21 protein-coding genes are annotated in these 17,258 nt (G+C 67.6%); 8 read left to right on the top strand and 13 right to left on the bottom strand.

Going from position 1 to position 17,258, the window contains the following annotated elements; translation table 11 throughout:
- The first annotated feature begins 63 nt into the window (after window positions 1-63).
- Together ACQEVO_RS32790 and ACQEVO_RS32785 are read left to right on the top strand one after the other, a co-directional pair.
- Window positions 64-345, top strand: coding sequence for a type II toxin-antitoxin system RelE/ParE family toxin (locus ACQEVO_RS32790; protein ID WP_432920526.1), 282 nt, complete (start codon window positions 64-66; stop codon window positions 343-345).
- A gap of 29 nt (window positions 346-374) precedes the next feature.
- Window positions 375-671, top strand: coding sequence for a HigA family addiction module antitoxin (locus ACQEVO_RS32785; RefSeq protein ID WP_432923254.1), 297 nt, complete (start codon window positions 375-377; stop codon window positions 669-671).
- A 75-nt stretch (window positions 672-746) separates the two neighbouring features.
- Here the strand turns inward: ACQEVO_RS32785 and ACQEVO_RS32780 are convergent, their stop codons facing one another.
- Genes ACQEVO_RS32780 through ACQEVO_RS32760 form a run of 5 tightly spaced genes read right to left on the bottom strand, consistent with a single transcriptional unit; the run spans window position 747 to window position 5,827 of the window.
- A complete protein-coding gene (locus ACQEVO_RS32780) occupies window positions 747-1,760 on the bottom strand; it encodes a zinc-binding dehydrogenase (RefSeq protein WP_432920523.1) in 1,014 nt (337 codons plus the stop codon).
- Window positions 1,736-3,328, bottom strand: coding sequence for a phosphonate ABC transporter, permease protein PhnE (gene phnE / locus ACQEVO_RS32775; RefSeq protein WP_432920520.1), 1,593 nt, complete (start codon window positions 3,326-3,328; stop codon window positions 1,736-1,738). Before phnE ends, ACQEVO_RS32780 begins: the two co-directional genes overlap by 25 nt.
- On the bottom strand, window positions 3,325-4,143 hold the full coding sequence (gene phnC, locus ACQEVO_RS32770; protein WP_432920517.1) for a phosphonate ABC transporter ATP-binding protein: 819 nt from the start codon (window positions 4,141-4,143) through the stop codon (window positions 3,325-3,327). The genes phnE and phnC overlap by 4 nt, the downstream gene beginning before the upstream one ends.
- 5 nt (window positions 4,144-4,148) lie before the next feature.
- Window positions 4,149-5,108 (bottom strand): phosphate/phosphite/phosphonate ABC transporter substrate-binding protein, encoded by a 960-nt coding sequence (locus ACQEVO_RS32765; RefSeq protein ID WP_432920514.1) that lies wholly within the window; start codon window positions 5,106-5,108, stop codon window positions 4,149-4,151.
- Window positions 5,109-5,140: 32 nt separating this feature from the next.
- Window positions 5,141-5,827: a phosphonatase-like hydrolase gene (locus ACQEVO_RS32760; protein WP_432920511.1), complete on the bottom strand. Its 687-nt coding sequence runs from the start codon at window positions 5,825-5,827 to the stop codon at window positions 5,141-5,143.
- A 99-nt stretch (window positions 5,828-5,926) separates the two neighbouring features.
- Between ACQEVO_RS32760 and ACQEVO_RS32755 the strand changes: the two genes are divergently transcribed.
- Window positions 5,927-6,640, top strand: a complete 714-nt coding sequence (locus ACQEVO_RS32755; protein ID WP_432920508.1) for a GntR family transcriptional regulator — start codon at window positions 5,927-5,929, stop codon at window positions 6,638-6,640.
- Window positions 6,641-6,658: 18 nt separating this feature from the next.
- On the opposite strand, the gene ACQEVO_RS32750 is transcribed toward ACQEVO_RS32755, so the two are convergent.
- Window positions 6,659-8,215 (bottom strand): MFS transporter, encoded by a 1,557-nt coding sequence (locus ACQEVO_RS32750; RefSeq protein ID WP_432920505.1) that lies wholly within the window; start codon window positions 8,213-8,215, stop codon window positions 6,659-6,661.
- 190 nt (window positions 8,216-8,405) lie between these two features.
- Between ACQEVO_RS32750 and ACQEVO_RS32745 the strand changes: the two genes are divergently transcribed.
- Together ACQEVO_RS32745 and ACQEVO_RS32740 are read left to right on the top strand one after the other, a co-directional pair.
- Window positions 8,406-9,005, top strand: a complete 600-nt coding sequence (locus ACQEVO_RS32745; RefSeq protein WP_432920502.1) for a hypothetical protein — start codon at window positions 8,406-8,408, stop codon at window positions 9,003-9,005.
- A gap of 235 nt (window positions 9,006-9,240) precedes the next feature.
- Window positions 9,241-10,386, top strand: coding sequence for a DUF2332 domain-containing protein (locus ACQEVO_RS32740; RefSeq protein WP_432920499.1), 1,146 nt, complete (start codon window positions 9,241-9,243; stop codon window positions 10,384-10,386).
- On the opposite strand, the gene ACQEVO_RS32735 is transcribed toward ACQEVO_RS32740, so the two are convergent.
- A complete protein-coding gene (locus ACQEVO_RS32735; RefSeq protein WP_432920496.1) occupies window positions 10,346-10,834 on the bottom strand; it encodes a cupin domain-containing protein in 489 nt (162 codons plus the stop codon). The two genes, ACQEVO_RS32740 and ACQEVO_RS32735, sit on opposite strands and share 41 nt — an antisense overlap.
- Before the next feature lie 174 nt (window positions 10,835-11,008).
- On the opposite strand from ACQEVO_RS32735, the gene ACQEVO_RS32730 reads away from it, so the two are divergent.
- The 3 genes from ACQEVO_RS32730 to ACQEVO_RS32720 all read left to right on the top strand — a co-directional run bounded on the left by ACQEVO_RS32730 (window position 11,009) and on the right by ACQEVO_RS32720 (window position 12,973).
- A complete protein-coding gene (locus ACQEVO_RS32730; protein ID WP_432920493.1) occupies window positions 11,009-11,458 on the top strand; it encodes a MarR family winged helix-turn-helix transcriptional regulator in 450 nt (149 codons plus the stop codon).
- An 8-nt stretch (window positions 11,459-11,466) separates the two neighbouring features.
- Window positions 11,467-11,892, top strand: a complete 426-nt coding sequence (locus ACQEVO_RS32725) for an organic hydroperoxide resistance protein (protein ID WP_432920490.1) — start codon at window positions 11,467-11,469, stop codon at window positions 11,890-11,892.
- A gap of 193 nt (window positions 11,893-12,085) precedes the next feature.
- Window positions 12,086-12,973, top strand: coding sequence for an oxidoreductase (locus tag ACQEVO_RS32720; RefSeq protein ID WP_432920487.1), 888 nt, complete (start codon window positions 12,086-12,088; stop codon window positions 12,971-12,973).
- Between the two features lie 7 nt (window positions 12,974-12,980).
- On the opposite strand, the gene ACQEVO_RS32715 is transcribed toward ACQEVO_RS32720, so the two are convergent.
- From ACQEVO_RS32715 to ACQEVO_RS32690, 6 genes are all read right to left on the bottom strand, one after another.
- Window positions 12,981-13,295 (bottom strand): hypothetical protein, encoded by a 315-nt coding sequence (locus ACQEVO_RS32715; protein WP_432920484.1) that lies wholly within the window; start codon window positions 13,293-13,295, stop codon window positions 12,981-12,983.
- A 556-nt stretch (window positions 13,296-13,851) separates the two neighbouring features.
- Window positions 13,852-14,250 carry a PIN domain-containing protein gene (locus ACQEVO_RS32710; RefSeq protein ID WP_432920481.1) on the bottom strand — a complete coding sequence of 133 codons (399 nt, stop codon included), beginning with the start codon at window positions 14,248-14,250 and terminating at the stop codon, window positions 13,852-13,854.
- Entirely contained in the window at window positions 14,247-14,522 is a 276-nt protein-coding gene (locus ACQEVO_RS32705; protein WP_432920478.1) for a hypothetical protein, read from the bottom strand. The genes ACQEVO_RS32710 and ACQEVO_RS32705 overlap by 4 nt, the downstream gene beginning before the upstream one ends.
- 56 nt (window positions 14,523-14,578) lie before the next feature.
- Window positions 14,579-15,181, bottom strand: a complete 603-nt coding sequence (locus ACQEVO_RS32700; protein ID WP_432920475.1) for a TetR/AcrR family transcriptional regulator — start codon at window positions 15,179-15,181, stop codon at window positions 14,579-14,581.
- Window positions 15,182-15,187: 6 nt separating this feature from the next.
- A complete protein-coding gene (locus tag ACQEVO_RS32695) occupies window positions 15,188-16,072 on the bottom strand; it encodes an enoyl-CoA hydratase family protein (RefSeq protein ID WP_432920472.1) in 885 nt (294 codons plus the stop codon).
- 20 nt (window positions 16,073-16,092) lie between these two features.
- Complete coding sequence (locus tag ACQEVO_RS32690; RefSeq protein WP_432920469.1) at window positions 16,093-17,253, bottom strand: acyl-CoA dehydrogenase family protein; 1,161 nt, start codon at window positions 17,251-17,253, stop codon at window positions 16,093-16,095.
- Window positions 17,254-17,258 lie beyond the last annotated feature (5 nt).

Here is a 17,258-nt window from a genome sequence, read left to right as displayed (position 1 = left end):
CCTCCAGAGCATACCAATAACATAACGCTATCCGTTAATAACGGATAGCGTTATATTCTGTCTGTGATCGCATCGTTCGCAGACAAGGAGACAGAACTCGTGTTCGACCGAGTGATGTCCACGAAGTTGCCCCAGGACATCCAGCGCACCGCCCGTCGCAAGCTACTCCTGATCGATGCGGCGACCGATGTCAACGATCTACGGATCCCACCCGGCAACCGGCTCGAAAAGCTCGGCGGCGACCGCGCCGGCCAATACAGCATCAGGGTCAACGATCAGTACCGAATCTGCTTCGCCTGGCATACCGGCGCCGCGCACCGTGTCGAAATCACCGACTACCACTGACTGCACCGAGATACCACGAGGTACCCATGATGAACACTCCTCTGGAGACGCCCATCCATCCCGGCGAGATCTTGGTCGCCGATTTTCTGGAGCCATTCGGAATAACCCAGCATCGGCTCGCCCTGCTGATCGGAGTCCCTCCCCGCCGGATCAACGAAATCGTGCACGGTAAGCGTTCCATCACCGCGGATACCGCGCTCCGGCTGGCGAAGGTGTTCGGCAACAGTGCCCAGTTCTGGCTCAACTTGCAGGACCGCTACGACCTCGACGTCACCTCGGACAAGCTGGGCGACACACTCGATCGAATCGTTCCGCTGTCCGCCTGAGTTACGACCGGGGGTACACAGTGGCGAATAGCGATTCGGGCGTACGGTCTCGGCGGTCGCGAAGTTCATCGCAGGTCATGGCGTGACCGAGGCGCGCAGTATGTCCCGTGGTGTGGGTTCGAGGACGGCGCCGATCGCATCGAGCGCGACGGGGGCCGCGACCAGGTCGTTCCAGGGCAGCGTCCGGCAGGTGCGGGTCAGGAATTCGACCGCGCGGACGAGGTGGCGGGGTTCGTAGTTGTGCACGCCCGTGATGGTCAGCCAGCCCCGGACCACCGCCTCCGGATCGAGCGCGACGGTGGGCCCCGGGGTCACCGAACCGGCGAGTACCAGGGTTCCGCCGAGGTCGAGCCGGGACAGTGCGCCGGCTACCGCGGTGGCGGAGCCGGAGAAATCCAGGGCGATATCGATCGGGCCGCCGGTATCCGGTTCGGCGCCGAAACGGGCGGCCAGGGCGCACCGCTGCGGATGTGGATCGCTGATCGTCACCCGTGCGTCTCGCTCGGCGCAGGCGGCGGCCGCGGTCACACCGAGCATGCCCGCGCCGCAGATCAGGACTCGGCGGCCGGTCAGATCACCAGCGGCCTCCAGCACGGCCATCACGGTGGCGGTCGCGCAGCCGGCGGGTGCCGCGACCGCGTCGGGGACGGTATCGGGCACCACGACGGTGGTGACGCCGGCGGGGAGCAGGATGTGCTCGGCGTACCCGCCGGACAGCGGCCAGTCGCCGGTGAACGCCTCGTGCCCGACCTTGCGTACCTGCTCGCATTTGGCGGTGAAACCGCGCCGGCAGCGCGCGCAGCGGCCGCAGGCGGCGGTGACGGACCAGACGATCCGGTCGCCGATCTCCTGTTCGGCGCCGAGCCCGGCGGCCACCACGTGACCGACGGCTTCGTGCCCGAGGATCGACGGGGACGGCGCCGGGCGGCGGCCGGAGATCGTGTGCAGATCGCTGCCACAGACGGTGGCCAGCCGCACCCGCACCAGGAGTTCCCCCGGACCCGGTTCCGGCAGCTCGACCTCGCGCACCCGCACACCGTCACCGGACCAGACGGCCGCGCGGGTCAGACGACGAGTGAGCGTATCCATCCGGACAGCCTTTCGATGGTGTAGACGATGACGAAGACGACGATCACGATGGCGCCGGCGATATCGAAGTTCAACGTGCGGATGGCCTCGAACAGCAGGTAGCCGATACCGCCCGCGCCGACGATGCCCAGCACCGTGGAGGTACGGATATTGACGTCGAGCAGGTAGAGGCTCGACCCGATCATCGACGGCACGGCCTGTGGAATCACCGCGGCGAACAGGGTTTTCCACCACCCACCGCCTACCGCGCGGACGGCTTCCAGCGGTCCGGGGTCGATTTCCTCGACCGCGTCGGCGACGAGTTTGCCGAGGAAGCCGATCGAACCGATGGCCAGCGCGCAGGTTCCGGCGATCGGGCCCAGGCCCAGCGCGGCCACGAACACCACCGCGACGATGAGTTCGGGTACCGCCCGTACCACCAGGATCCACGCGCGAGCCGTCCAGTACACCGCCGGGTGCGGAGAGACATTGACTGCGCCGAGGATGCCCAGCGGGATCGAGAGCACCACCCCGATCGCCGTCGCCACCAGGCCGATCGCGACCGTCTGCACGGCCGCGTCGAACAGTTCGGTGCCGAGCGCGCCGAAATCCGGCGGGATCATCCGGCCGAAGACCTCGAACGAGGGCACCGGCCAGGTCAGCAGCGACCACGGGTCGATTTCGAGTACTACCAGCGATGCGACACAGGTGATGCTCAGCAGTCCGCCGAAGAGGAAGCGGGTCAGCCGGTCTCGGCGCGGTCCTGCCTGCGACGCCGTGAGCAGGGTGCGGCGGATGACGATGGTGAGCACTTCCATGGCCGCGATGATCACCAGGATCACGGCGACGATACCGAGTGCCCGCGGATAGATCAGCCCGCGCAGCGCGTCCTGCAACGCGAAACCGATCCCGCCGGCGCCGACGAAACCGAGCACCACCGACATCCGCAGGTTGATATCGATGCGGTAGACGAAGGTGCTGATCCACGACGGAACAGCCTGCGGGACCACGGCATTGAGCATTTCCCGGAAGTATCCGGCGCCGGTCGCGCGCACGGCCTCCCGGGGACCCGGATCGGTCTGTTCGATCGCGTCGGCGAAGAGTTTGCCGAGCATTCCGATCGAATGCAGCGCCAGCGCCAGGATCCCGGGCAGCACACCGATACCGAGGGCGCGCACGAACAGCGCCGCGAACAGCAGGTCCGGCATTGCCCGGCAGAACGTTATGACGGCCCGCGCGACGGCGTAGACCGCGGGATGTGGCGTGGTGTTGCGGGCGGCGAGGAACGCCAGCGGCACCGATACCACCGCGGCGAGGACGGTGCCCAGTACCGCCATGAGCAAAGTTTCGACAGCGAGAACGGAGATGCGGCCGGGATCGTCGAGCCGCGGCGGCAGCATCCGCTCCAGCAGCGCGGCGATCTCGTCGAGACCGTCGATCAGAGTGGCCGGCGCGAAATCGATGTACCAGGCCGCGGCCAGGGTGGCCAGTACCGCGGCGCCGGCGCAGGTCCGCAGGAGCACGGCGCGAATCGGCGTGGGCACCCGCGGTTTCGCGGCCTGCGGCGGCGGGACCAGCAGCGTACTCATCGCGACTCGGCCGCGTTCGATTCGGCCACCGCCGGTTCGACCCGCTGGTAGATCTCCATGACCTCGTCCTTGGAAAGACCTACCGCGGGCCGGTCCAGCACCTTCACGCCGCCCCGCAACCCGATCAGCCGGTGCGCCCAGCCCATCGCCAGATCCACCTGGTGCAGTGTGCACAGCACCGTGAGCTTCTCTTCGATACACACCCGGAACAGCAGGTCCATCACCACGCCCGCGTTCTCCGGGTCGAGCGAGGCGACCGGTTCGTCGGCGAGCACGACCTTGGGTTGCTGCATGAGGGTCCGGGCGATCGCGACCCGCTGCTGCTGGCCGCCCGAGAGGGTATCGGCGCGGCGTTCGGCGAGGTCGGCCAGACCCACCCGGTCGAGATGCTGCAATGCCTCGGCGCGCATCCGCTTGGGGTAGGTGAGTGCCCCGTATCGCGGCAGTGCGATGCGGCCGAGGCCGCCGATGAGCACGTTCTCCAGGCAGCTCAGCCGGCCGACCAGGTTGAACTGCTGGAAGACGAATCCCACCTCACGGCGCAGGGCCCGCAGCCGGGCGCCGGAGGCGAGGTCGACGCGGGTGCCGTCGACCTCGATGCGGCCCGAACTCACCGGGTGCAGTCCGTTGAGGCACCGCAGCAGGGTCGATTTGCCGGACCCGGAGAGCCCCAGCAGAACGACCATTTCACTGCGGTGCACCTCGAACGACACCTCGTCGAGCGCGGTGGTTCCGCCGAACTTCTTGGTGACCGACTGTGCGGAGATGACGGTGTCGTCACCGGCGACAGTGGGCCGGTGCGGCGCGGGTGGCATGGGAATCAGCCCTTGCACTTCTCGGAGCCGGTGACCTCACAGACGTGACGCACGCCGTTGTAGTCTGCGTCCTCCGCCGGGACGACGCCCCAGGCTCGTTCGTCGGTGATCCGGCAGTCGCCGGTGCAGAGGCCTTCGCCGAGCAGGTATTCGGCGTTCACCTTCTCGGTGAAGAGGGTCTTCAGCTTCGCGATGGTTTCGGTGCCGAGATCGTTGTTGGCGGCGAATACCGAACCGGCGATGGTTTCCGATTTCCACACTGTCTTCAACTGGCCCGGCTTCAGGTCACCCTTCTCGACCAGGGTTTTGTCGACCATGGTGTCGAACGCGAAGCCCGCATCGCAGTCACCGGCCGCGATGGCCAGCGCGGAGGCGTCGTGACCGCCGGCGTAGATCGGTTGCACACCGGCCGAGAGGTCTTCTTCCGACCCGGAGGCGATCACCTTCTTCTCGATCAAACCGGCCGAGGGATACAGGAATCCGGACGTCGAACCGGGGTCGACGAAGCAGACCTTCTTGCCCTTGAAATCCTCGAGGGCGTTGACCTGGCTGTTGTCGGCACGGGTGAGCCCGTAGGACTGATATCCGGGCGGCGTGCCCTTGTCCTTGACCACCGCGCCGAGCGGTGTCATCTCGGCGCCGTTCACTCCCGCGACGACGTAGGCGAAGGGGCCGAAGAACGCCAGGTCCACATTGCCGGCGATCAGGCCCTCGACCACACCCGCGTAGTCGGAGGCCTGTACGAACTCGACCTTCGACCCGGTTTCCCGCTCCAGCAGGGCGATCACGGGTTCGTAGCTGGACTTCAGGTCGGTGGAGTTCTCGGCCGGAATGGCCGCGAGGGTCAGGGTCTCCGGGAAACCCTGGTCGTTCGTCGCTCCGGAATCGGAACCGGAACAGGCGGAGAGGGTGAGAGCCAGGCCGGCGAGTACGGCGGCCGCGGTATGACGGCGACGGAAGAACATGGAACGTCCTTGGGAGAGAAGGGCGGAGCGGATCAGGCGGATAAGAGCAGGGCGGGAAGTTCGGTGACGGAGCCGAGCACATGGGTGGCGCCGGCGGCGCGCAGCGTTTCGGCGTCGTGTGCGCCGGTGAGGGTGCCGGCGACGATTCCGGCGCCGGCACGGAGCCCGGAGAGGATGTCGCTGGCGGTATCACCGAGCACCGCGATCCGGCGGACGTCGTCGACCTCCAAGCGCAGCAACGCGGTGAGTACGAGGTCGGGGTAGGGGCGGCCGCGACCGGCGTCGGCGGGGGCCAGCACCAGATCGGCAACTTCGGACCAGCCCAGGGCGTCGAGGAGTTTGCGCTGGGTGGTCCGGCTGAATCCGGTGGTGAGTGCGACCTTGATGCCGGCTGCGCGCAGTTTCGCGATGGCTTCCGCGGCGCCCGGGATCGCGGTGACGGAGCCGGCTTCGATATAGCGTTCGTAGGCGGATTCGAAGGCCGCGTTGGCAACCGCGGCCCGATGGTCGGAACCGAACAGTGCACGAAACACCACTATTTTCGACTGGCCCATCGTGTCGAGCACGTACCGGCGGGCCTTGTCCCGCTCGGGGCCGGTTTCCGGCAACCCCACCGCGGTGGCGGCGTCGTCGAAGGCCGCGATCACGGCACCGTCGTCGGCGACGGTGGTGCCGGCCATATCCAGTACTGCCAGGGCGATATCGGTGTCGTCTTGCACAGGACCGAGAATGCCATGCTGGTATAGACCAGGGAACGGCCGTTGAGCGAACCTTGGGTTAACAGCTGGTATAGACCACCGTCGCGGTAGGGTTGGAGCGTGACGTCGACCGCCGAACCACGGGTTCTCAAACATCAGATCGTGCGCGCGAGCATCGAGGAACTGCTCGACGGGCTCGAGGTCGGCGCCACCGTGCCCTCCGAACGCGATCTGGCGGTGCGTTTCGACGTGGCCCGGGAAACGGTGCGCCAGGCGCTCCGGGAGCTGCTGGTCGCGGGCCGGATCGAACGACAGGGCAAAACCACCCTGGTGGCCGGCCCGAAACTGGTTCTCCCACTGGCCCTGGGCTCCTACACCGAGGCCGCCCGCGCCGAAGGACGAAGCGCCACTCGCATTCTGGTGGGCTGGTCGCGTCTCACCGCCGACCCGGAACTGGCCGCGCAACTCGCCATCGATCCGGGCGATCCGATCATCCAGCTCGAACGTGTCCTCACCACCGACGGCGTCCGCCTCGGCCTGGAAACCACCCGGCTGCCCGCCTACCGCTACCCCGGACTGATCGACACCTTCGACTACACCCAATCGCTCTACGCCGAAATCGCCACTCGGGGAATATCGTTCGCGAAGGCGGTCGACAGTATCGAAACCACCCTGCCGGACGCCCGCGAAGCCGCGCTGCTCACCGTCGACACCCGCACCCCGATGTTCCTGCTGAAACGCGTCTCCTACGACCCCGACGGCATCCCGATCGAACACCGCCGCTCCCTCTACCGCGGCGACCGCATGACCTTCACCGCCATCCAGACCCCGTAGCCCGGGCCGGGTGCGGCCCTATCCGTTCGGCACGGGCCGGCGGCTCGCCGGGTCCAGCGCGGTGAACGCGGCCGCGGCCAGGATCATGATCGCCGAAACCAGCAGGGCCACATCCAGTCCGTGATGAAACGCGACCTTCCCGGTTTCGATCACCTCGTTCAGCTTCCCCAGATACGGGAAGTAGGGGGTGATGTTGAAACCCTCCGGGATCCCGCCGCGTTCGACCGCTTCGACCGCGCCGGGTTGCAGTTCCGGCGGTAGCCCGAGCTCGGTCATCCGCTGCTTCAGATCGGCGGTGAGCAGCGAATTCACCAACACCCCGAGCACCGCCACCCCGAACGCCGAACCGACCTGGCGCATCGTATTGGTCACCGCGGCGGCCATACCCGAATGCTCGGGCGGCACCGCCGACATCACGGCCGAGGTCAACGGCACCACCGCGATCCCGAAACCCGCACCCGCCACCGCCATCGCGGCCGCCAGCGGCACATCCTGCACCGAACTCGCCAGCGCGAAGCGGGTCAGCAGAATTCCGCCGGCGCCGAGTACACAGCCGACGATCATGGGTATCCGCGCACCCCGGCGGCCCACCCAATAGCCCGCGGCCAGCGATCCGATGATGATCGCGGCCGCCATCGGCGCGAACACGGCGGCCGTGTGCGCACCCGAATACGAGTGCATCACCTGCAGATACAGCGCGGTGAAGAAGAAGATCGAGAAGACACCGAAGTAGACGGCGAAGGCGACCACCAGAGCGCTGCGCACCGTCGGCAGCCGGAGATACCGGAAGTCGAGCATAGGTGCGCGGGCCCGCCGCTCGACGGCGACGAACGCGACGAGCGCCACCGCGCCGACGACGAACAACACGATCACCGAGGGCGCGGTGTAACCGACCTCCTCACCACTGGTCGCGGCGTAGATGATCGCCCCGAGGAAACCGGCGCCGAGCAGCGCACCGGCCCAGTCGATCGGCTCCGGGCGCGGATCCGCGCTCTCCGGGACCGACCACAGCGCCGCCACCAGCGCCACCGCGCCGATCACCAGGTTGAACCAGAAGATCGAGCGCCACCCGTACGCGTGCACCAGGACGCCGCCCAGCACCGGCCCGGCCGCCAGTGCCAGCCCGGAGGCGGCCGCCCACACCCCGAGCGCCTTCGCGCGGGACCGCTCGCCCGGGAAGATATGCCGCAGTACCGAGAGAGTGCCGGGTTCGGATGCGGCCGCGCCCACACCCATGATCACGCGACCGGCGATGAGCACCGCGACACTGGTCGCGAGCGCCGAAACCACCGAGCCGGCAGCGAATATCACGAGTCCGACGATCATGACCCGTTTGCGGCCCCAGCGGTCGCCGAGCGAACCGCCTGCCAGCATGAGACACGCGAAAACCAGTGTGTAGCCGTTGACGACCCACTGCAGCGCGGTCACATCGGTTTTCAGCTCGCTGCGGATGGCGCCCAGCGCGACACTGACGACCGTGGTGTCCAGGAAGGTCACGAACACTACAGCGGTGACCGCGGCCAATGCCACGCCCGGACGTTTCGTCGTGCCCGGCACGGTTTCCCTCGACCCCACCGGCACAGGCTACCCGCCGGGGTCGCCGCGCACCTCCCGATGAGCTGGGCCGAGGACCGTTAGGCCAATTTTCGATTACCTGTTGTATGTGCCGTTACATAGCGGTACGGTAATGAATGTATCGATAAGCGCTCCCAAGGGCGCTACCGCCCCGCCGACCCACGGGGCGCGACGAGTGAGGACTCCACCGATGAACCGAACCCCCGCACAGCGCACCCGCCGGATCGCCGCTCGGATCGCCGCGATCGCAGTCGTCGCCCTCGCGCCCCTGGCAGTCACCGGTACCGCCCTCGCCGACCCGGCCGGCGCGTCCGCGATCAGCGACGATTCCCACGGTTCCCGCGGTTCCGACAACGGCCGCGACAGCGACCGCGGCAGCCACTTCGGCGACAACAGGCTCGGCGACAACACGCCCGGCGACTACGGCATCGGCGACAACGGGTTCGGCTGGGACGACAACGGCAACTACGGTTATCGCGACCACAACCAGCACAACTACGACGGCTTCGGCGACCAGTTCAACAACGGTCACAACGGCCGCCGGGACAACGACTCGCATGCCGGCTACGGCGGCAACGGCGGCAACGACAACGACGGGCCGGTCGGCCACGGGCACAACAACGGGGGCGGCACCCAGAACCACACCTGGAACATGCCCAACCCCTACATCCCGCCGCCCCCGCCGGCGCTGCTGCCGTCGATCCCCGTGCTGCACCTGCCCTCGCTGCAGCAACTGCCCCTGCCACTGGCCGGGCTCGCGGGCCTGCCGGGCACAGGTAGCGCTTTTTAATCGGATTTATGTACCGTTAGATAGCGGTTCGATAACTGATGAATCGTCGGATCGCACCGCAAATTCCGGAAAATGACTCGGCTCTTATCGGATCCGCACATTCACCGGCTGCGGGTGGCTGTACAACCTCGACCAGGATCTGTACAGCCACCCCGCTTTGATACTCGACGGAAGCTTTGACCAGGTACCCAGCGCCCGGCTCTCAACCGAAGATTCAACGATACGATCCAGGTACATGAGCCGGACCCGAGGAAGTAAGTCCGCCCGCGGCGACATCCGCAAACTCGCCGGGATGTACCGGCGGTTCGCGGAAGCCGAGGCCGCCCGGATCTCCCCACTGTACGAACGCATCGCCCTCGCCTTGAGCGAGTCGGAGGCAGCGCTACACGCCATCCGGACCGCACCGGCGCGCCGGCGGCACCCGGCATCGATCCTCGCGGCCCTGCACGACCTGGCCCTGGCCGGACGAGCCCCGGATCTCGCCGCCGCCTACACCGCCACCGACCACGACACCGCCGCCGGCACCGCCATCGACACGCTGCTGCGTATGACGGATCCGGTCGTGGAGCTCGTCGTGCGCCACCGGCCCTGGACCGACGAAACGCGAGCCCGCGCAGTGCTGTATCCGGCCATCGCCGAGGCAGCGCGCCGAGTGGGCGCGCACGCTGTCGGTCTCATCGACGTGGACTGCGCAGCCGGTTTCGACCTCACCGTCGATCGCGCCGGCATCACCTACAGCAACGGGCAGGCACTGGGCGACCCGTCGTCTCCGAGCCGGCTGTCGTCCTCGGTCGTGGGCGACCGAGCCCTACCCGCGCAGGCGATACCGCAGGTCACCACCCGTATCGGCATCGATCGCGCACCGTTCGAGGTAACGGACGCCGAAGATGCCCGCTGGCTGCGCGCCTGCCTCCCGCCGGACCGGCCGGAGCGCATCGCCCGGCTGGACGCGGATATCGGGTCGGCGGCCTCGGTCGCTCCGCTACTGCTGCGCGGCGATGCCCTCGACCTGCTGCCCGGCGTCTTCGCGCGGGTACCCGCCGGTACCTTGCCCATCGTCACCACCGCGTGGGCGTTGTCGCGCTATACCCGCGAGGAGCGCCTGCGCTTCCTGCACCACCTCGAAGCGGCGGGCCGCGTGGTGGCCTGGGTATCGGCGGAGGGCGTCGGAGTCGCCCCGGCGATACCGACACTCGGTGATCGCCCCGCCTCCGGGCACAGCATCATCGGACTGGCGGTATTCGACGGAACCGGTTCGCAGACCGAGGCACTCGGCCGTTGCTGGTCGCGCGGCCGCATACTCACCTGGTTGGCAGACCCCAGCCCGCCGCGGGCCGCGGTCAGTTGTTCCACTCGCTCCAGTCCGGCGCCGGGCCGATGAAGTACACACCGTAATCCTCCAAGGTGCCGGTGTTCTCGTCGTCGTGCCGTGCGTCCGCGGCCCCGACCCCGGTGAAGTACCCCTCCAGCGCACCCGGGGTGTTGCCGATGAGCACCTCCGCGGTCTCGGTGATCGTCTGGAAGGTATGCGGCACATTGCGCGGACCGAAGACGAAGGCGCCCGGCTCGGCCACCTGCACCGCACAACTCTCCAGCGTGGACCCGCCGAGCCAGAAGCGCACCCGGCCGGAGACCACCGTCCAGAATTCGTCCTCCCGGGTGTGGAAATGTAGCGGCGGCGCGGAATCCCTGTTGAGGGTCATCCGCATCATCGTCAACTGCCCGGCGGTGTCCTGCTCGGTGAGCGACTGCTCGAAGCGGGTGTTGTAGTACCCGTATGTCGGCTGCGTCCACGGATTGCGCACGCCACCACGACCGACCGCGGTCATGATCAGCCCTCTTTCGTCCTGCGGCACCGGCGATTCCGCCGATTCACCGAACTGTAGTCCGCCACCGGCACACCGGCATCCGTTTGCGTTCTCCGGTCCGGGGAACGGCACGGCGGTGGTAGATTGTGCGCAATTTAGTTGCACGAAGTTTAGTTGTGTGGCACTATTGCCGGTGTGGAGAAGGACCTGCTCTTGGACTCGCAAGTCTGCTTCGCGCTGTACTCGGCGGCGCGGGTCGCGTCGAACGCCTACCGGGACGGTCTCGGCGAGCTCGGGCTCACCTACACCCAGTACGTCACCCTGCTGGCGCTGTGGGAGCGCGACGGTGTCACTGTTTCCGCACTCGGTAAACGGCTGCGGCTGGACAGCGGGACGTTGTCACCGCTGCTGCGCCGGTTGCAGACGCTCGGTTTCGTCGAGAAACGGCGCGGTACCACCGACGAGCGATCGGTCACCGTCCACCTCACCGAGGCCGGGCGGCAGCTGCAGCCGCGGGTGGCCGCCGTACAACGCCGGGTCCAGCGGCAGTTCGAAATCTCTCCCGAGGAAGCCGTATTACTGCGCGATCTCGCCACCCGCTTCTGTGAATCGCAGGACCGGAAAGTTCCCGACCACCAGGAATGAGGAATTCGATGCCCGACATCGTCTACACCGCCGAAGCCATCTCCACCGGCGCCGGCCGCAACGGCCGTACCCGCACCGCCGACGGGCGGATCGACCTCCAGTTGGCCATGCCGAAGGAGATGGGCGGCAACGGTGACGGCGCCAATCCCGAACAGCTCTTCGCCGCCGGTTATGCCGCCTGCTTCCATTCCGCGCTGCAACTGGTCGCCCGTACGAAAAAGGTCGAGATCGGCGACTCCAGCGTCGGCGCCCGGGTCGGTATCGGCCCCGACGGCAACGGCGGCTTCGGGCTCGCGGTGACCCTCGAGGTCGTCATCCCCACCCTCGACCAGGCCGCGGCCAAGGAACTCGCCGACGCCGCGCACGCGGTATGCCCGTACTCGAACGCGGTGCGCGGCAATATCGAGGTCGATATCGTCGTCACGGACGACTGAGTAATCCGGCGGCGGGCCCGGGGCACCGCAGTATCTCGCCTCCGGGACTGTCGGATCGAATGCCCCGCCCTGCCCGACGTCCGGGCAGGGCTCCGCCGCGCGGGCGGGATAGACCCCCCTGGCCGGCGGCGCTCCGGTGAACACAGGTCGTTCACATCGCCCAGGTCTCGTGCGGAACCGCTACCTTCGGGGCATGAGTTCCTCGCACTGGACCGCTGCCGATATGCCCGCGCTCGATGGTCGCACGGTTATCGTCACCGGCGCCAACAGCGGAGTCGGGTTCGGTACCGCCACCGCATTCGCCCGCGCCGGGGCGCATACCGTGCTCGCGGTACGCGATCCGGATCGCGGCGCCGAAGCCGCGCGGCGGATCGGCGGCAGTAACGAGGTGCGCCGGATCGACCTCGCCGACCTCGCGTCGGTCCGCGCGTTCGCCGAATCCTGGGAGGGCGATATCGCGATCCTGGTGAACAACGCAGGGGTCGCCATGGTTCCCGAATCGCGAACGGCCGATGGATTCGAAATGCAGTTCGGCACCAATCATCTGGGGCATTTCGCGCTCACCAACCTGCTGCTCCCCCATATCACCGACCGCGTGGTGACGCTGTCGTCGGGGCTGCATCGCGCGGGCGGTATCGACTTCGACGATCTGGACTTCGCCAAGAGCGGATACAATCCGGTAAAAGCTTACGCCCGCGCCAAACTCGCGAACCTGCTGTTCACCTTCGAACTGGAACGCCGGCTGCGGCGGGCCGGGTCGGCGGTGCGTTCGATGGCGGCGCACCCCGGTTACGCGGCCACCGAACTCGGCACCCGCGACCGCAACAAATACCTGGTCGCGCTCGTACACCTGGCCGGGCGTTTCCTCGCCCAGACACCGGAACAGGCGGCCCTGCCCACCCTGTTCGCCGCGACCCAGGATCTGCCCGGGGCGAGCTACGTGGGTCCGGACGGCCGGGGCGAACTGCACGGCCGGCCGACGCTGGTCGGCCGCTCCACCAAAGCCGTCGATGTGGCGACCGCCGAAAAACTCTGGACCGTCTCCGAGGAACTGACGGCAGTGCGCTTCGGTCCGGTCTGACCCGAGGTCACAGGTCGCCGGACATTCGCCCGTACACGATCAGCAAAAGCACGTTCACCAAGGCGATTCCGACCGAAGCCAGCCACTGCCGCGGCCCGTCCCGGCGCATCACCAGCACAGACGCGGCGACACCCGCCGCCCCGGCCACGCAGTACCCGATCCGCCATCCGGCGTGCTCGGATATGAGCCCCATCATGAGGGTGAACAGCGACAGCACCAGCGAGCCGACGAGTAGTTCATGGCGTAGCCAGCCGCCGGAAAGCCTGGTGCCCACTGCCGCTACCGCCGCAACTACCTGCTCCGAACGTCTGGCATCCGCCATCCGCGCCCCTTCTCTCGGCAGGGCCGCATTCGCATGCCCCGCAACGCACCGAATCCGAACTACCGATCACCCCCGGTCGCCCCACGTTCGGACAACGGCGCGCGCCGGACCCTTCCCACCTGCGGCCGAACGCTCCACAGACTACGGCCCACACCCACCACCCGGGTCTTCTCCGAACTCTTTCGCGCTCCACGGCCGCACGTTACGGTTACCGGGCTATTGCCTTCTCGTCGGCCACGCCCTCACCGCTCTACTGGTGAGGGCCCCGGGCTGAGCCGGCCGCGGAGTATCTGGAGGAGAGGAAACGCTCGTGAGCACTCACTCTTACGAGAAGGAGAGGTTTCTGGCCGAGTTCTTTCCTCATGAGAACGACCGGGTAGAGATCGAGGACGGCGCCCAGCACATGGTCGCGCTCAGTCGCGCGACCCGCCATGCGGAAATGCGCGAGGGCTGGGGCCTACCAAGCCCAAATCGCCGAGAATGCAGGTGAGCGACGATCAGCGCGCCGTTACCGCCGCCAAGCCGCCTGCCGGGTATTCCGGCAGCAGGTCCGGGGTCAGACTTTCCTGGTGACGATGCGCGGATGAGCTGCGGTGAGCGCGCCGATATCATCCACGTCGGAAGTCAGAATGGCGACCCGGCCTGGTCGGGCCAGTGCTGTGGCACAGAGCATGGCGTCGATGGCGTACTTGTGCCCGTGTCGGCCGGCCGCTCGCAGCAACGCGGCGGCGGACTGTGCATGGCTCTGCGTCACCGGCTCGACGTGCAGGCGGGACAGCGTCCACTTCAATGCGTTGTCGTTGATTCGGGGATGAATCACTTCGACGAGCACAGCAGCAGAGGTGACGACGGGAATATCCGCGTCACGGGCGGCCGTGAGCCACTCGTGCACCTCACGGTCCCGCTGCACGGCTTTGGCGAGGCCCTCACTGTCCAGGACCAAAGCGCCGCTCACGCGGCGGATCCTGCCCGTGGATCGGCTGCGCCGGTCAAGTCCGCACGTTTTGCGGCCACCGCCTCGGGATCGGCCGGCCCGTTGTGTTTGTCGAAGTCGGCGATCAATTCATCGAGGTTGTCGCGTTCGATCTGGCGTTGCGCCGCCTGTTCCAGGTACGCGGACACGCCTCGCTTGCCCGCCCGCTCTCGGATCGCCTGCAGTGTTCCTGCGGTCAGGCTCACCGAGATGCCGCTGGCAGGCCCGTCGCCGGGCGCGAAATCAGCATCCATGACCCGAATATAGCATTTTTAATGCTATAGATTGCCAATGCGTCATGCGCTGAGGCCTAGCGGCGGGCTTCGAGGGCTTCGTGCAGGGTGACCGCCCACTGGTGGACGATCTGTTTGCGGCGGGCGGAGTCGTCGGTGAGAACGTCGGCCAGGCCGAGGCCGCGGGCGAGGTCGAGGGTGGCCTGGACGAGGTGGTGAGTTACCGGGTCGGAGTCGTCGACGCCCAGCGCCCGGATGGCACGGCGGTGGGCGCCGCGGCCGAAGCGGGCTTCCAGGGGAACTATTCGTTCGCGGAGGGCGGGGTCGGCGGCGGCATGGGTCCACACCTGGAGCGCAGCTTTGAACAGGGGGCTGGTGTAGGACTCGACCAGCCCGGCGACCACCGCCTCCGTGCGGGCCAGGCCGGATTCGGTGACCGCCGCCGTCATCGCCTGATCGGTGCGGGTATCGAACATGTAGGTGAGGGCGGCGGTGATCAGGTCTTCCCGGGTGGGGAAATGGTGCTGGGCGGCACCGCGCGAAACCCCGGCCCGTTCGGCCACCACGGAGACGGTCGCGGCGGCCCAGCCTTTTTCGGCCAGGCAGTCGATGGTCGCCTCGAGGAGCCGCTGCCGGGTGGCCCGGCTGCGGTCCTGTTTGGGTTCGTGCGGTGTCGCCATAACGGTCTATTCTGCCGAGCCCGGATCAGGGACCCGGCCCGCGGAGTCGGTGGACCCGGGTGGGGCCACGGTTCCTGCCGCGGTGCCGGGCTCGGCCGGCGGCGCACCGGCGGCCCACCGGGGCGGACGACGCTGCAGAAACGCCGTCATTCCCTCGATCACTTCGGGTGTGCCGAAGAAGCGACCCGAGCGTTGCGCCAATTCGTCTGCGCTGCGGGCGAATTCGGCGAGTACCGGCGCGGTGGTGAGGCGTTTGCTCTCGGCCAGGCCCTGCGGCGAACCCAGCCGGAGTTCGGCCAGCAGCGCCGCCACCGCGGCGGCCGGGTCGTCGGCGGCTTGCGTGATGAGGCCGATCTCCGCGGCGGTGCCGGCGTCGAACTTCTCGCCGGTCAGAAAGTAGCGGCCGGCGGCGCGGGGGGCGATTCTGGGCAGCAGTGTCAGCGAGATGACGAACGGGGCCAAGCCGAGCCGGGCCTCGGTCAAGGCGAAACTGCTGCCCCGGCCCGCGATCGCGATATCGCAGGCGGCGAGCAAACCCATACCGCCCGCGCGCACATTGCCGTCGACCCGCGCCACCACCGGTTTCGGCAGTTCGAGAATGCTGCGCAGCAGCCGGACCATCCATTGGGTGCGGATATCGGCGGCGGCGGCCGGATCGGCGTCCACCGCTTCCTTCAGGTCGGCGCCCGCGCAGAAGGTGTTGCCGGTATGGGTGAGCACCACACCGCGCACATCCGGGTCGGTGGCCGCACGCTCGAACCCGTCGAGGAGCTGAGTTACCAGCGCGGACGAGATCGCGTTGCGGTTGTGCGGGGAGTCGAGGGTGAGGGTCGCGAACCCGTCCTCGACGGTGTAGCGCACCACTCGGCCGGCGGTTTCGGTTCCGGTCACGGGAGCCTTCCTTTACGCACTCAGTAGGACTTCGGCAGTCCGAGCGAATGCTGGGCGACGAAGTTCAGGATCATTTCCCGGCTCACCGGGGCGATCCGGGCGATACGGGCGGCGCCGAGCATGGCGGCCAGGCCGTACTCCGCGGTGAGACCCGAACCGCCGTGGGTCTGGATGGCCTGGTCGAGGGCTTTGATACTCGCCTCGGCCGCGGCGTATTTCGCCATATTGGCGGCTTCGGCGGCACCCATTTCGTCGCCGGCGTCGTAGAGGGTGGCGGCCTTGAGCATCATCAGGCGGGCCAGTTCCAGTTCGATCTTCACCTGCGCGAGCGGATGCGAAATACCCTGGTGGGCGCCGATCGGGGTTTTCCAGACCGCGCGTTCCTTGGCGTAGTCGACGGCGCGGTCGAGCGCGTAGCGACCGATCCCGACGGCCATCGCCGCGCCCATGATGCGTTCCGGGTTCAGGCCCGCGAACAGCTGCATGAGCGCGGCATCCTCCTTGCCGACCAGCGCACTCGACGGGAGCCGGACATCGTCGAGGAACAGCGTGAACTGGTGGTCCGGTTCGATGATGTCCATTACCTGCGGGGTCTTCTCGAACCCCGGCGCGTCGGTGGGGACGATGAACAGCGCGGGCTTGAGTTTGCCGGTTTTGTGGTCTTCGGTGCGGGCCACGATCAGCACGGCCTCGGCCTGGTCCACGCCGGAGATGAAGATCTTGCGGCCGGTGAGCAGCCAGTCGTCGCCGTCCCGGCGGGCGGTGGTGGTGATCTGGTGTGAATTGGACCCGGCATCGGGTTCGGTGATACCGAAAACCATCTTGGCCGAACCGTCGGCGAGTTTCGGCAGCCATTCCGACTTCTGGGCGTCGGTGCCGTATTTGGTGATGATGGTGCCGCAGATCGCGGGCGAGACCACCATGAGCAGCAGACCGGCGCCCTGCGCGGAGAGTTCCTCCATCACCAGCGCCAGCTCGTACATGCCGGCGCCGCCGCCACCGTATTCCTCGGGCAGGTTCACCCCGAGGAAGCCGAGGCTGCCCGCTTCCTGCCAGAGCTCGTCCAGCGGCTCGTTGTTGCGCGCCTTCGGCAATACGTAATCGCGGTAGCTGTATTTCGCGGCGAGCGCGGCGACGGCGGCGCGCAGCTCTTTGCGTTCGTCGGATTCGATGAAGCTCATTGCTA

It is taken from the genome of Nocardia sp. CA-290969, from assembly GCF_050936135.1.
Classification (GTDB): Bacteria; Actinomycetota; Actinomycetes; order Mycobacteriales; family Mycobacteriaceae; genus Nocardia.
The sequence above is the reverse complement of the archived record's forward strand: the minus strand, read 5'-3'. Positions and strand labels throughout refer to the sequence as shown.